The organism is Pseudomonas syringae group sp. 247E2, from assembly GCF_032587795.1.
In the GTDB taxonomy this organism is placed as follows: Bacteria; Pseudomonadota; Gammaproteobacteria; order Pseudomonadales; family Pseudomonadaceae; genus Aquipseudomonas; species Aquipseudomonas amygdali.
In genome coordinates this window covers 19,487-31,843 of the sequence record NZ_JAWHPK010000001.1, presented here as the reverse complement: position 1 = coordinate 31,843, position 12,357 = coordinate 19,487, and the positions used below count along the sequence as shown (strand labels likewise).

General features: G+C 54.5%; 26 protein-coding genes. All 26 read right to left on the bottom strand.

Going from position 1 to position 12,357, the window contains the following annotated elements; genetic code table 11:
• Nucleotides 1–15: 15 nt before the first annotated feature.
• Nucleotides 16–636, bottom strand: a complete 621-nt coding sequence (gene rpsD, locus RYC18_RS00225; protein WP_002555465.1) for a 30S ribosomal protein S4 — start codon at nucleotides 634–636, stop codon at nucleotides 16–18.
• 18 nt (nucleotides 637–654) lie between these two features.
• Nucleotides 655–1,044 carry a 30S ribosomal protein S11 gene (gene rpsK / locus RYC18_RS00220; RefSeq protein ID WP_002555466.1) on the bottom strand — a complete coding sequence of 130 codons (390 nt, stop codon included), beginning with the start codon at nucleotides 1,042–1,044 and terminating at the stop codon, nucleotides 655–657.
• 30 nt (nucleotides 1,045–1,074) lie between these two features.
• On the bottom strand, nucleotides 1,075–1,431 hold the full coding sequence (rpsM, locus tag RYC18_RS00215) for a 30S ribosomal protein S13 (protein ID WP_002555467.1): 357 nt from the start codon (nucleotides 1,429–1,431) through the stop codon (nucleotides 1,075–1,077).
• A gap of 130 nt (nucleotides 1,432–1,561) precedes the next feature.
• Complete coding sequence (rpmJ, locus tag RYC18_RS00210; protein ID WP_002555468.1) at nucleotides 1,562–1,678, bottom strand: 50S ribosomal protein L36; 117 nt, start codon at nucleotides 1,676–1,678, stop codon at nucleotides 1,562–1,564.
• 28 nt (nucleotides 1,679–1,706) lie between these two features.
• A complete protein-coding gene (gene secY / locus RYC18_RS00205) occupies nucleotides 1,707–3,041 on the bottom strand; it encodes a preprotein translocase subunit SecY (protein WP_002555469.1) in 1,335 nt (444 codons plus the stop codon).
• Nucleotides 3,042–3,476, bottom strand: coding sequence for a 50S ribosomal protein L15 (gene rplO, locus RYC18_RS00200; protein ID WP_002555470.1), 435 nt, complete (start codon nucleotides 3,474–3,476; stop codon nucleotides 3,042–3,044). It abuts the gene before it with no gap.
• Nucleotides 3,477–3,479: 3 nt separating this feature from the next.
• Nucleotides 3,480–3,656 (bottom strand): 50S ribosomal protein L30, encoded by a 177-nt coding sequence (gene rpmD / locus RYC18_RS00195; protein ID WP_002555471.1) that lies wholly within the window; start codon nucleotides 3,654–3,656, stop codon nucleotides 3,480–3,482.
• Between the two features lie 2 nt (nucleotides 3,657–3,658).
• Nucleotides 3,659–4,159 (bottom strand): 30S ribosomal protein S5, encoded by a 501-nt coding sequence (rpsE, locus tag RYC18_RS00190; RefSeq protein WP_003317099.1) that lies wholly within the window; start codon nucleotides 4,157–4,159, stop codon nucleotides 3,659–3,661.
• Between the two features lie 3 nt (nucleotides 4,160–4,162).
• Nucleotides 4,163–4,513 (bottom strand): 50S ribosomal protein L18, encoded by a 351-nt coding sequence (rplR, locus tag RYC18_RS00185; RefSeq protein ID WP_002555473.1) that lies wholly within the window; start codon nucleotides 4,511–4,513, stop codon nucleotides 4,163–4,165.
• A gap of 10 nt (nucleotides 4,514–4,523) precedes the next feature.
• On the bottom strand, nucleotides 4,524–5,057 hold the full coding sequence (rplF, locus tag RYC18_RS00180; RefSeq protein ID WP_002555474.1) for a 50S ribosomal protein L6: 534 nt from the start codon (nucleotides 5,055–5,057) through the stop codon (nucleotides 4,524–4,526).
• Between the two features lie 12 nt (nucleotides 5,058–5,069).
• Complete coding sequence (gene rpsH / locus RYC18_RS00175; RefSeq protein ID WP_002555475.1) at nucleotides 5,070–5,462, bottom strand: 30S ribosomal protein S8; 393 nt, start codon at nucleotides 5,460–5,462, stop codon at nucleotides 5,070–5,072.
• 214 nt (nucleotides 5,463–5,676) lie between these two features.
• Nucleotides 5,677–5,982, bottom strand: a complete 306-nt coding sequence (gene rpsN, locus RYC18_RS00170; RefSeq protein WP_002555476.1) for a 30S ribosomal protein S14 — start codon at nucleotides 5,980–5,982, stop codon at nucleotides 5,677–5,679.
• 13 nt (nucleotides 5,983–5,995) lie between these two features.
• On the bottom strand, nucleotides 5,996–6,535 hold the full coding sequence (gene rplE / locus RYC18_RS00165; protein WP_002555477.1) for a 50S ribosomal protein L5: 540 nt from the start codon (nucleotides 6,533–6,535) through the stop codon (nucleotides 5,996–5,998).
• Between the two features lie 20 nt (nucleotides 6,536–6,555).
• Complete coding sequence (rplX, locus tag RYC18_RS00160) at nucleotides 6,556–6,870, bottom strand: 50S ribosomal protein L24 (RefSeq protein ID WP_002555478.1); 315 nt, start codon at nucleotides 6,868–6,870, stop codon at nucleotides 6,556–6,558.
• A gap of 11 nt (nucleotides 6,871–6,881) precedes the next feature.
• A complete protein-coding gene (gene rplN, locus RYC18_RS00155; protein ID WP_002555479.1) occupies nucleotides 6,882–7,250 on the bottom strand; it encodes a 50S ribosomal protein L14 in 369 nt (122 codons plus the stop codon).
• Nucleotides 7,251–7,273: 23 nt separating this feature from the next.
• Nucleotides 7,274–7,540 (bottom strand): 30S ribosomal protein S17, encoded by a 267-nt coding sequence (rpsQ, locus tag RYC18_RS00150; protein ID WP_002555480.1) that lies wholly within the window; start codon nucleotides 7,538–7,540, stop codon nucleotides 7,274–7,276.
• A 2-nt stretch (nucleotides 7,541–7,542) separates the two neighbouring features.
• Nucleotides 7,543–7,734: a 50S ribosomal protein L29 gene (rpmC, locus tag RYC18_RS00145; RefSeq protein ID WP_002555481.1), complete on the bottom strand. Its 192-nt coding sequence runs from the start codon at nucleotides 7,732–7,734 to the stop codon at nucleotides 7,543–7,545.
• Complete coding sequence (rplP, locus tag RYC18_RS00140; protein WP_002555482.1) at nucleotides 7,734–8,147, bottom strand: 50S ribosomal protein L16; 414 nt, start codon at nucleotides 8,145–8,147, stop codon at nucleotides 7,734–7,736. The genes rpmC and rplP overlap by 1 nt, the downstream gene beginning before the upstream one ends.
• A 12-nt stretch (nucleotides 8,148–8,159) precedes the next feature.
• A complete protein-coding gene (gene rpsC, locus RYC18_RS00135; protein ID WP_003176422.1) occupies nucleotides 8,160–8,846 on the bottom strand; it encodes a 30S ribosomal protein S3 in 687 nt (228 codons plus the stop codon).
• A gap of 13 nt (nucleotides 8,847–8,859) precedes the next feature.
• Nucleotides 8,860–9,192, bottom strand: a complete 333-nt coding sequence (gene rplV, locus RYC18_RS00130) for a 50S ribosomal protein L22 (protein WP_002555485.1) — start codon at nucleotides 9,190–9,192, stop codon at nucleotides 8,860–8,862.
• Between the two features lie 13 nt (nucleotides 9,193–9,205).
• Complete coding sequence (gene rpsS / locus RYC18_RS00125; RefSeq protein WP_002555486.1) at nucleotides 9,206–9,481, bottom strand: 30S ribosomal protein S19; 276 nt, start codon at nucleotides 9,479–9,481, stop codon at nucleotides 9,206–9,208.
• Between the two features lie 16 nt (nucleotides 9,482–9,497).
• Nucleotides 9,498–10,322 (bottom strand): 50S ribosomal protein L2, encoded by an 825-nt coding sequence (rplB, locus tag RYC18_RS00120; protein WP_003317104.1) that lies wholly within the window; start codon nucleotides 10,320–10,322, stop codon nucleotides 9,498–9,500.
• A 14-nt stretch (nucleotides 10,323–10,336) separates the two neighbouring features.
• Nucleotides 10,337–10,636 (bottom strand): 50S ribosomal protein L23, encoded by a 300-nt coding sequence (gene rplW / locus RYC18_RS00115; protein WP_002555488.1) that lies wholly within the window; start codon nucleotides 10,634–10,636, stop codon nucleotides 10,337–10,339.
• Nucleotides 10,633–11,235, bottom strand: coding sequence for a 50S ribosomal protein L4 (gene rplD, locus RYC18_RS00110; RefSeq protein ID WP_002555489.1), 603 nt, complete (start codon nucleotides 11,233–11,235; stop codon nucleotides 10,633–10,635). The genes rplW and rplD overlap by 4 nt, the downstream gene beginning before the upstream one ends.
• Before the next feature lie 12 nt (nucleotides 11,236–11,247).
• Nucleotides 11,248–11,883: a 50S ribosomal protein L3 gene (gene rplC, locus RYC18_RS00105; protein WP_002555490.1), complete on the bottom strand. Its 636-nt coding sequence runs from the start codon at nucleotides 11,881–11,883 to the stop codon at nucleotides 11,248–11,250.
• Between the two features lie 81 nt (nucleotides 11,884–11,964).
• Nucleotides 11,965–12,276 (bottom strand): 30S ribosomal protein S10, encoded by a 312-nt coding sequence (gene rpsJ, locus RYC18_RS00100; protein WP_002555491.1) that lies wholly within the window; start codon nucleotides 12,274–12,276, stop codon nucleotides 11,965–11,967.
• Nucleotides 12,277–12,357: the final 81 nt, after the last annotated feature.

The following is a 12,357-nucleotide window of genomic DNA, read 5'->3' as shown; positions in this document are numbered from 1 at the left end:
CCTATTTTCTAGCCCTTACTTGGAGTAGAGCTCGACAATCAGGCTTTCGTTGATGTCGGCGGATAGATCACTGCGAGCTGGAACGTTCTTGAAAACGCCCGATTTCTTCTCAGTGTCTACTTCTACCCATTCTACGCGGCCACGTTGGGCACACAGATCGAGAGCCTGGACAATACGCAGCTGATTCTTAGCTTTTTCGCGGATAGCAACAACGTCGCCAGCACGAACCTGATAAGAAGGAACGTTAACGGTTTTGCCGTTTACGCTGACCGACTTGTGCGAAACCAATTGACGGGATTCTGCACGCGTCGAGCCGAAGCCCATGCGGTATACAACGTTGTCCAGACGGCATTCGAGCAGTTGCAGCAGGTTCTCGCCTGTTGCACCTTTCTTGCCGGCGGCTTCTTTGTAGTAGCCGCTGAACTGACGCTCGAGAACGCCGTAGATACGACGGACTTTTTGCTTTTCACGCAGCTGAGTACCGTAATCGGACTGGCGACCGCGGCGTTGGCCGTGGATACCTGGAGCTGCTTCGATGTTGCACTTGGATTCGATAGCGCGAACGCCGCTCTTCAGAAAGAGATCGGTGCCTTCACGACGAGCAAGTTTGCATTTTGGACCAATGTAACGAGCCATTTCTTACAGTCTCCTGGATTACACGCGGCGCTTCTTCGGCGGACGGCACCCGTTGTGCGGGATTGGCGTCACGTCGGTGATGCTGGCGATCTTATAGCCACAGCCGTTCAATGCACGGACAGCGGATTCACGACCTGGGCCTGGACCCTTGACATTGACGTCGAGGTTCTTCAGACCGTACTCCAGCGCAGCTTGACCAGCACGCTCAGCAGCTACTTGAGCAGCGAACGGAGTGGACTTGCGCGAACCACGGAAACCCGAACCGCCGGAGGTAGCCCACGAAAGAGCGTTACCTTGACGATCGGTAATGGTGACGATTGTGTTGTTAAACGACGCGTGGATGTGGGCGATGCCATCAACCACTGTCTTTTTAACTTTTTTACGAGGACGAGCAGCAGGTTTTGCCATGACTAAATTCCTGTCGTTGCGCTGGTGCGATTACTTGCGGATCGGCTTACGCGGACCTTTGCGAGTACGCGCGTTGGTCTTGGTACGCTGACCGCGTACTGGAAGACCACGACGATGACGCAGACCGCGGTAGCAGCCCAGGTCCATCAAGCGCTTGATTTTCATGTTGATTTCGCGACGCAGGTCACCTTCAGTGGTGAACTTCGCCACTTCGCCACGCAGCTGTTCAATCTGCTCGTCGCTCAGATCTTTGATTTTCACCGCCGGGTTTACACCGGTGGTTGCACAAATTTTCTGTGCAGTGGTGCGACCAACACCATAGATGTAGGTCAGCGAGATAACAGTATGCTTGTTATCTGGAATGTTAACGCCTGCAATACGGGCCATTCAGTGGGACTCCAATTGACAGCTACCTACGCCCCGGAAGCCAAGAAATAGGGCGCGAGATAATATCGCTGTAGTAACAAATAATCAACCCAGCAGCGCACTAGCTGCTGGGCTTAAGCACAAATCACAATCAGCCTTGGCGCTGCTTATGACGTGGTTCCGCGCTGCAAATTACTCGAACCACACCTTCGCGGCGAATAATCTTGCAGTTACGGCACAGCTTTTTCACCGATGCACGAACTTTCATCACCAACTCCTCGAACCTTAGGGGTGCTTCAGCGCAGCATACCGCCGCTGCCACCGTAGCCCTTCAGGTTGGCTTTCTTCATCAGGGATTCATACTGGTGCGAAACGAGGTGAGATTGCACTTGCGACATAAAGTCCATCACAACCACGACCACGATCAGCAACGAGGTCCCGCCAAGGTAGAACGGTACGTTTGCCGCAACCACCAGAAACTGGGGAAGCAGGCACACGGCCGTCATATATAGAGCACCGAACATGGTCAAGCGAGTCAAAACGCCATCAATATAGCGCGCCGACTGCTCGCCTGGACGAATACCCGGAATAAAGGCACCGGACTTCTTCAGGTTTTCCGCTACGTCTTTCGGATTGAACATCAACGCCGTATAGAAGAAGCAGAAGAAAATAATCCCTGCACTAAACAGCAGAATATTCAACGGCTGACCAGGAGCGATCGACTGCGAGATGTCCTGCAACCAGCCCAGACCTTCAGACTGACCAAACCAGGACCCCAACGAAGCCGGAAACAGCAAAATGCTGCTCGCGAAAATGGCTGGAATAACGCCAGCCATGTTCACTTTCAGCGGCAAGTGGCTTGTCTGTGCAGCGAAGACCTTGCGGCCCTGCTGACGCTTGGCGTAGTGAACAGCGATACGACGCTGACCACGCTCAATAAACACCACGAAACCGATGATCGCTACCGCCAGCAAACCGATAGCAACCAGAGCGAAGATGTTGATATCACCCTGACGCGCAGACTCGAAAGACTGCCCAATTGCTCTCGGAAGACCAGCGACGATACCTGCGAAGATCAACATCGAGATACCGTTGCCGACACCGCGCTCGGTAATCTGCTCGCCCAGCCACATCATGAACATCGCACCTGCCACGAAGGTAGTTACGGCCACAAAGTGGAAACCCAGGTCCCCAGAAAACGCGACGCCCTGACTCGCCAGGCCAACGGACATGCCGATAGCTTGAACAAGAGCCAGGACAACGGTGCCATAGCGGGTGTACTGGCTTATCTTGCGACGGCCAGCCTCACCTTCCTTCTTCAACTGCTCCAGTTGCGGGCTGACGGCGGTCATCAACTGCATGATGATCGATGCCGAAATGTACGGCATGATCCCCAATGCAAAGATGCTCATCCGTTCCAGCGCGCCACCGGAAAACATGTTGAACAAGCTAAGAATGGTCCCCTCATTCTGTCGAAACAGTTCTGCGAGTCGGTCAGGGTTAATACCTGGAACCGGGATGTGTGCGCCTATTCGGTAGACGATAATCGCCAGGAACAGAAAACGCAGACGAGCCCAGAGTTCAGACATACCGCCTTTGCCGAGCGCAGAGAGAGCACCTTGCTTAGCCATTTATTCCTCGAACTTGCCGCCAGCTGCTTCGATAGCCGCACGCGCACCTTTGGTGGCGGCGATACCCTTGATAGTGACAGCGCGAGTAACTTCGCCCGACAGCATGATTTTCACACGCTGAACGTTCTGGTTAATCACGTTGGCATCTTTCAGGGACTGCACAGTTACGATGTCGCCTTCCACTTTAGCCAGCTCGGACAGACGCACTTCTGCGCGGTCCATGGCTTTCAGGGAAACGAAACCGAATTTTGGCAGGCGACGATGCAGCGGCTGTTGGCCGCCCTCAAAGCCCGGAGCAATAGTGCCACCGGAGCGGGAGCTTTGACCTTTGTGGCCACGGCCACCGGTCTTGCCCAAACCGCTACCGATACCACGGCCCGGACGATGCTTTTCGCGACGGGAACCCGGCGCTGGACTCAGATCATTGAGTTTCATCGATTAACCCTCGACTCGCAGCATGTAGTAAGCCTTGTTGATCATCCCGCGATTTTCGGGAGTATCCAGGACTTCTACAGTGTGACCGATGCGACGCAGACCCAAACCCTTAATGCACAATCTGTGATTAGGGATGCGGCCGGTCATGCTTTTGATCAGCGTTACTTTAACGGTAGCCATGATCAGATGATCTCCTCAACACGCTTGCCACGTTTGGCAGCGATCGACTCAGGAGACTGCATGCCCTTCAAACCCTTGAAAGTGGCGTGAACCACGTTTACCGGGTTAGTCGAACCGTAGCACTTGGCCAATACGTTCTGGACACCAGCAACTTCCAGCACTGCGCGCATAGCGCCGCCAGCGATGATACCGGTACCTTCAGAAGCAGGCTGCATGTACACCTTCGAGGCGCCATGAGCAGACTTCATTGCGTACTGCAGGGTAGTGCCGTTCAGATCAACCTGAATCATGTTGCGACGAGCAGCTTCCATCGCCTTCTGGATCGCAGCAGGCACTTCACGTGACTTGCCACGGCCGAAGCCAACGCGCCCTTTACCATCACCCACTACGGTCAACGCAGTGAAAGTGAAGATACGGCCACCTTTTACGGTTTTGGCCACGCGGTTAACTTGAACCAGCTTCTCGATGTAGCCTTCGTCGCGTTTTTGGTCGTGATTTGACATAACTTAGAACTCCAGCCCGCCTTCACGAGCAGCATCAGCCAGCGCTTTGACACGGCCGTGGTACTTGAAGCCAGAACGGTCGAAAGCGACTTGCGATACACCCGCGGCTTTCGCGCGCTCGGCGACCAGCTTGCCAACCTTAGTGGCCGCGTCGATGTTGCCAGTGGCGCCATCACGCAGTTCTTTGTCCAAAGTCGAGGCGCTTGCCAGGACTTTGCTGCCGTCGGCCGAGATGACCTGGGCATAAATGTGCTGCGAAGAGCGGTGCACGCAGAGACGCACGACTTCTAGCTCGTGCATTTTCAGGCGTGCTTTGCGAGCGCGACGCAGTCGGGTAACTTTTTTGACGGTCATTTGCTATGCCCTACTTCTTCTTGGCTTCTTTACGGCGGACGACTTCGTCTGCGTAACGCACACCTTTGCCTTTGTAAGGCTCAGGACGGCGGAAGTCGCGGATCTCAGCGGCCACTTGACCAACCAACTGCTTATCGATACCGCGAATCAGGATATCGGTCTGGCTGGGGGTCTCAGCGGTGATGCCATTCGGCAATTCGTAGTCCACTGGGTGCGAGAAGCCAAGTGCAAGGTTCAGTACCGTGCCTTTTGCTTGCGCCTTGTAACCAACACCGACCAGCTGGAGCTTGCGCTCGAAGCCTTGGCTCACGCCTTGGACCATGTTGTTTACCAGTGCACGAGTGGTGCCTGCCATTGCGCGGGTTTGTTGATCGCCATTGCGAGCAGCGAAACGCAGCTCACCAGCTTCTTCAACAATCTCAACGGACGAATGGATGTTCAGTTCTAGAGTGCCCTTGGCACCCTTCACCGAAAGCAGCTGGCCGACGAGTTTGACTTCGACGCCGGATGGCAGCTTAACGGGGTTCTTAGCGACGCGTGACATGCTTATCCCCCCTTAGAACACAGTGCAAAGCACTTCGCCACCGACACCGGCAGCGCGCGCAGCACGATCCGTCATCACACCTTTACTGGTGGAGACGATAGACACACCAAGACCGCCACGAACTTTCGGCAGATCATCGGAGGACTTGTACTGACGCAAGCCTGGGCGGCTGACGCGCTTAACCTCTTCGATGACCGGACGGCCTTCGAAGTACTTAAGCTCGATGGACAGCGAGGATTTAACTTCGCTGCTGATCTGATAACCCGCAATGTAGCCTTCGTCCTTCAGGACTTTTGCTACAGCAACCTTCAACGTGGAAGATGGCATGCTTACGACGGGCTTTTCAGCCATCTGGGCATTACGGATACGAGTTAGCATGTCCGCTAACGGGTCCTGCATACTCATGGGCTAGACGCTCCTAAAACAAAATAATTAGCCTTGCGGCTACAGCTTGATCGCCGAGAACTTCCGGGCAAGTAAAAACACGGGCTCAGGCGAGCCGGCAATTCTAGTCCTACCCCGGAAATGAATCAAGCCCCAAAAGGGGCTTGATTCAAATTCAGGCCTCATCCCGACCGGCGACTTGCGTAGCCGGCGGAACGAAGCGAGAGGTGTCGCCTTACCAGCTGGCTTTAACCAGACCTGGAACGTCGCCACGCATTGCTGCTTCACGCAGCTTGTTACGGCCGAGGCCGAACTTGCGGTAGACGCCGTGTGGACGACCAGTGATGCGGCAACGGTTACGCATGCGCGCAGCGCTTGCGTCACGTGGTTGCTTCTGCAGGGCTACGGTCGCTTCCCAACGTGCTTCTGGACTTGCGTTCAGATCAACGATGATAGCTTTCAGCTCTGCACGCTTCTTGGCGTACTTGGCAACGGTGAGCTGACGCTTCAGCTCACGGTTTTTCATGCTCTTCTTGGCCATTTTCCTACTCCAATCAGTTGCGGAACGGGAATTTGAAAGCACGCAGCAATGCGCGGCCTTCGTCATCGTTCTTGGCAGTGGTGGTCAGGGTAATGTCCAGACCGCGGAGAGCATCGATCTTGTCGTAGTCGATTTCCGGGAAAATGATCTGCTCTTTCACGCCCATGCTGTAGTTACCACGACCATCGAAGGACTTGGCATTCAGGCCGCGGAAGTCGCGAACCCGAGGCAGGGAGATCGACAGCAGACGATCCAGGAATTCATACATACGATCGCGGCGCAGAGTCACTTTGACGCCGATCGGCCAACCTTCGCGGACTTTAAAGCCAGCGATGGATTTCCGAGCGTAAGTCACAACGACTTTTTGACCGGTGATCTTTTCCAGGTCAGCAACAGCGTGCTCGATGACTTTTTTGTCGCCGATCGCTTCGCCCAGACCCATGTTCAGGGTGATTTTGGTAACGCGCGGAACTTCCATCACGTTCGAAAGCTTAAGTTCTTCCTTAAGTTTCGGAGCGATTTCCTTCCGGTAAATCTCTTTTAGTCGTGCCATGGTCTTCTACCTAGCAGTGTTCAAGCATCAACCGCTTTTTGGGTCGACTTGAAGACACGAATTTTCTTGCCGTCTTCAACTTTGAAACCAACGCGGTCAGCCTTGTTGGTTGCGCCGTTGAAAATGGCGACGTTGGAAGCGTGCAGTGGCGCTTCTTTCTCGACGATACCGCCCTGTACGCCCGACATCGGGTTTGGCTTGGTATGACGCTTCACCAGGTTGATCCCACCAACGACCAGACGGTCGTCAGCGAGAACCTTGAGCACCTTACCGCGCTTACCTTTGTCTTTGCCGGCGATCACGATGATCTCGTCGTCACGACGAATCTTTTGCATGTCGGATCTCCTTAAAGCACTTCAGGGGCGAGCGAGACGATCTTCATGAACTTCTCAGTACGAAGTTCACGGGTCACTGGCCCAAAGATACGGGTACCGATCGGCTCTTGCTTGTTGTTCAACAGAACAGCAGCGTTGCCGTCAAAGCGGATGATGGAGCCGTCTGCACGACGAACACCGTGGCGAGTGCGGACTACAACTGCAGTCATCACCTGGCCTTTTTTCACCTTACCGCGCGGAATTGCTTCCTTGACGGTCACTTTGATGATGTCACCGATACCAGCGTAACGACGATGGGAGCCACCCAGCACCTTGATGCACATAACGCGGCGTGCGCCGCTGTTATCGGCCACATCGAGCATGGATTGAGTCTGAATCATATAATTTCTCCGACCCCTAGCCCTTAGACTTCCACAGCGCGTTCGAGGATATCAACCAACGCCCAAGACTTGGTCTTGGCTACCGGACGAGTTTCACGAATCGTGACCTTGTCGCCGATATGGCATTGGTTGGTTTCGTCGTGCGCGTGCAGCTTAGTCGAACGCTTAACGTATTTACCGTAGATCGGGTGCTTTACGCGACGCTCGATCAGAACGGTGATGGTCTTGTCCATCTTGTCGCTGACAACACGGCCAGTCAGCGTACGGACAGTTTTTTCGGCTTCAGCCATGATTACTTACCTGCCTGCTGGTTGAGCACAGTTTTCACGCGAGCGATGTCACGCTTAACTTGCGAGAGCAGATGAGACTGCCCCAACTGGCCAGTTGCTTTCTGCATACGCAGATTGAACTGGTCGCGCAGCAGGCCGAGCAGTTGCTCGTTCAGCTGCTGTGCTGATTTTTCACGAAGTTCATTCGCTTTCATCACATCACCGTCCGCTTAACAAAGGAGGTGGCGAGCGGCAGCTTTGCAGCAGCCAGGGCGAAAGCCTCACGCGCCAGCTCTTCAGTAACACCCTCGATTTCATACAGGACTTTGCCTGGCTGAATCTGGGCAACCCAGTACTCCACGTTACCCTTACCTTTACCCATCCGAACTTCGAGTGGCTTTTTGGTAACAGGCTTGTCCGGGAACACACGGATCCAGATCTTGCCGCCACGTTTAACGTGACGGGTCAGAGCACGACGCGCTGACTCGATCTGACGAGCGGTGAGACGACCACGAGCAACAGACTTCAGCGCGAACTCGCCGAAGCTGACTTTGCTACCGCGCAGTGCCAGACCACGGTTGTGGCCGGTCATCTGCTTGCGGAACTTCGTACGCTTTGGTTGCAACATTTGGCGTACCCCTTACTTAGCAGCTTTTTTACGAGGCGCTGGTGCTTGTGGTTTCAGTTCTTCTTGGCGACCACCAATTACTTCGCCTTTGAAGATCCAAACCTTTACACCGATCACACCGTAAGTGGTGTGAGCTTCGTAGTTGGCATAGTCGATGTCGGCACGCAGGGTGTGCAGTGGCACACGACCTTCGCGATACCATTCAGTACGTGCGATTTCAGCACCGCCGAGACGACCGCTCACTTGGATTTTGATGCCTTTGGCACCAATGCGCATGGCGTTCTGAACAGCGCGCTTCATAGCGCGACGGAACATTACACGACGCTCCAGCTGCTGAGCTACGCTCTGCGCAACCAGCATACCGTCGAGCTCCGGCTTACGGATCTCTTCGATATTGATGTGCACAGGCACACCCATTTGCTTGGTCAGGTCCTGACGCAGTTTCTCAACATCTTCACCTTTCTTCCCGATAACGATACCTGGACGAGCGGTGTGGATGGTGATACGTGCTGTCTGAGCCGGACGATGGATATCGATACGGCTGACGGACGCGCTTTTTAATTTGTCTTGGAGGTACTCACGCACTTTCAGATCAGCGAACAAATAGTCCGCATAAGTCCGACCGTCTGCGTACCAGACGGAGGTGTGCTCCTTGACGATTCCCAGGCGAATGCCAATGGGATGTACTTTCTGACCCATCTCTTCGACTCCGTTACTTGTCAGCAACCTTGACAGTGATATGGCAAGACCGCTTGACGATGCGATCAGCACGGCCTTTAGCACGTGGCATGATGCGCTTCAGCGAACGCCCTTCGTTGACGAAAACGGTGGAGACCTTAAGGTCATCAACGTCTGCGCCTTCGTTATGCTCGGCGTTGGCTACAGCCGACTCCAGCACTTTCTTCAGGATCTCGGCGGCTTTCTTACTGCTGAAAGCCAACAGGTTGAGCGCTTCGCCCACCTTCTTCCCGCGGATCTGGTCGGCGACCAAGCGGGCTTTCTGGGCGGAGATTCGAGCGCCCGACAACTTAGCGGCTACTTCCATCGTTCCTTACCCCTTAACGCTTGGCTTTCTTGTCTGCCACGTGCCCACGATATGTGCGGGTACCGGCAAACTCGCCTAGTTTATGGCCGACCATGTCTTCGTTCACGAGAACTGGAACATGTTGACGACCGTTATGCACTGCAATGGTCAGACCGACCATTTGTGGCAGGATCATCGAACGACGCGACCAGGTTTTAACTGGTTTGCGATCGTTCTTTTCCGCCGCCACTTCGATCTTCTTCAGTAGGTGAAGATCAATGAAAGGACCTTTTTTCAGAGAACGTGGCACTGTCGTATCCCTCTATTTACTTGCGACGACGGACGATCATTTTGTCGGTACGCTTATTACCACGAGTCTTCGCGCCCTTAGTCGGGAAGCCCCACGGCGATACCGGATGACGACCACCAGAGGTACGACCTTCACCACCACCATGTGGGTGGTCAACCGGGTTCATGGCAACACCACGAACGGTTGGGCGAACGCCACGCCAGCGTTTGGCACCAGCTTTACCCAGCGAACGAAGGCTGTGCTCGGAGTTCGAGACTTCGCCCAGCGTTGCACGGCATTCAGACAGTACTTTACGCATTTCACCGGAGCGAAGACGCAGGGTTACGTACACGCCTTCACGAGCGATCAGCTGTGCCGAGGCACCAGCGGAGCGAGCGATCTGTGCGCCTTTACCTGGCTTCAGTTCGATGCCGTGTACGGTGCTACCAACTGGAATGTTGCGCAGTTGAAGAGCGTTGCCCGGCTTGATTGGCGCCAGAGCACCTGCAATCAGCTGGTCGCCAGCACTCACGCCTTTAGGGGCGATGATGTAGCGGCGCTCGCCGTCTGCGTAAAGCAGCAGAGCAATGTGAGCAGTACGGTTTGGATCGTATTCGATACGCTCGACGGTGGCAGCGATGCCATCCTTGTCGTTGCGACGGAAGTCGACCAGACGATAATGCTGCTTATGGCCACCACCGATATGACGGGTAGTAATACGACCATTGTTGTTACGACCACCAGACTTCGATTTTTTCTCGAGCAGCGGTGCGTGAGGAGCGCCTTTATGCAGCTCCTGGTTGACCACCTTGACCACAAAACGGCGGCCAGGGGAAGTCGGTTTGCATTTAACGATTGCCATGATGCACCCCTTCCTTACTCAGCACTGCTGCTGAAATCGAGATCTTGGCCTGGCTGAAGGGAGATAACTGCCTTCTTCCAGTCATTACGCTTGCCCAGACCGCGAGCAGTGCGCTTGCTCTTACCCAGAACGTTCAGGGTAGTAACACGCTCTACTTTCACGCTGAACAGGCTTTCGACGGCCTTCTTGATTTCCAGCTTGGTTGCGTCAGTAGCAACCTTGAAAACGAACTGACCTTTTTTGTCTGCAAGAACCGTAGCCTTTTCGGAAACGTGCGGGCCAAGCAGAACTTTAAATACGCGTTCCTGGTTCATCCCAGCAGCTCCTCGAATTTCTTCACGGCCGACACGGTGATCAACACCTTGTCGTATGCGATCAGACTAACTGGATCGGAACCTTGAACATCACGTACATCAACGTGTGGCAGGTTACGAGCAGCCAGGTACAGATTCTGGTCAACAGCGTCAGACACGATCAGGACGTCAGTCAGGCCCATGCCAGTCAGCTTGTTCAGCAGATCTTTGGTTTTCGGTGCTTCAACAGCGAAGTCCTGAACCACGACCAGACGATCAGTACGAACCAGTTCAGCAAGGATGGAGCGCAAAGCAGCGCGATACATCTTCTTGTTGAGCTTCTGAGTGTGATCCTGAGGACGAGCTGCGAAAGTGGTACCGCCGCCACGCCAGATTGGGCTACGGATAGTACCGGCACGAGCACGGCCAGTACCTTTCTGACGCCAAGGGCGCTTACCGCCACCACGAACGTCGGAACGGGTCTTTTGCTGCTTGCTGCCCTGACGACCGCCAGCCATGTAGGCCACGACTGCCTGGTGAACCAGCGTCTCGTTGAATTCGCCGCCAAATGTCAGTTCGGAAACTTCGATTGCCTGAGCGTCATTTACATTTAATTGCATGTCAGCTTCCCCTTAACCGCGAGCCTTGGCTGCCGGACGTACAACCAGGTTGCCGCCAGTAGCGCCAGGAACAGCACCCTTGACCAACAACAGATTGCGTTCAGCGTCCACGCGCACTACTTCCAAGGACTGCACGGTCACGCGCTCAGCGCCCATATGACCGGACATTTTTTTGCCCTTGAATACACGACCAGGAGTCTGGCACTGGCCGATAGAGCCTGGGACGCGGTGGGAGACGGAGTTACCGTGGGTATTGTCTTGACCACGGAAATTCCAACGCTTGATCGTACCCTGGAAGCCTTTACCCTTGGACTGACCGGTTACATCAACCAGTTGACCAGCGGCGAAGATTTCAGCGTTGATCTGATCGCCAGCCTGGTAGTCGCCTTCTTCAAGACGGAATTCCATGACAGTACGACCGGCGGCAACGTTCGCCTTAGCGAAGTGGCCAGCCTGAGCGGCTGTAACACGCGAAGCGCGACGCTCGCCGACAGTGACTTGCACTGCACGATAGCCATCGGTTTCTTCGGTTTTGAACTGAGTGACGCGATTCGGCTCGATCTCAATGACCGTGACCGGAATGGAGACACCTTCTTCGGTGAAAATACGGGTCATACCGCATTTACGACCGACTACACCAATAGTCATGTTGTAAACCTCATGAGTGTACGGGGCTTTCACCCGCTATGGCCGCCCATTTCAGAGCGTTACACGACTAAGACCCAAGTCTTAGCCGAGGCTGATCTGAACTTCCACACCGGCCGCAAGATCAAGCTTCATAAGCGCATCAACGGTTTTTTCCGTTGGCTGAACAATGTCCAGAACACGCTTGTGAGTACGGATCTCATACTGGTCGCGCGCGTCTTTGTTGACGTGCGGAGAAACCAGAACGGTGAACCGCTCTTTACGAGTCGGCAGTGGAATCGGACCACGCACCTGTGCACCAGTACGTTTCGCGGTTTCCACGATTTCCTGGGTTGATTGGTCGATCAGGCGATGGTCAAAAGCCTTCAACCTGATACGGATTTGCTGGTTTTGCATTGGATTCAGACTCCAGATTGCTGTTCCCACCGAGCGCAATACGCCCGTTAAAAGGAGGCGCAATTCTATAGACGACCTCAC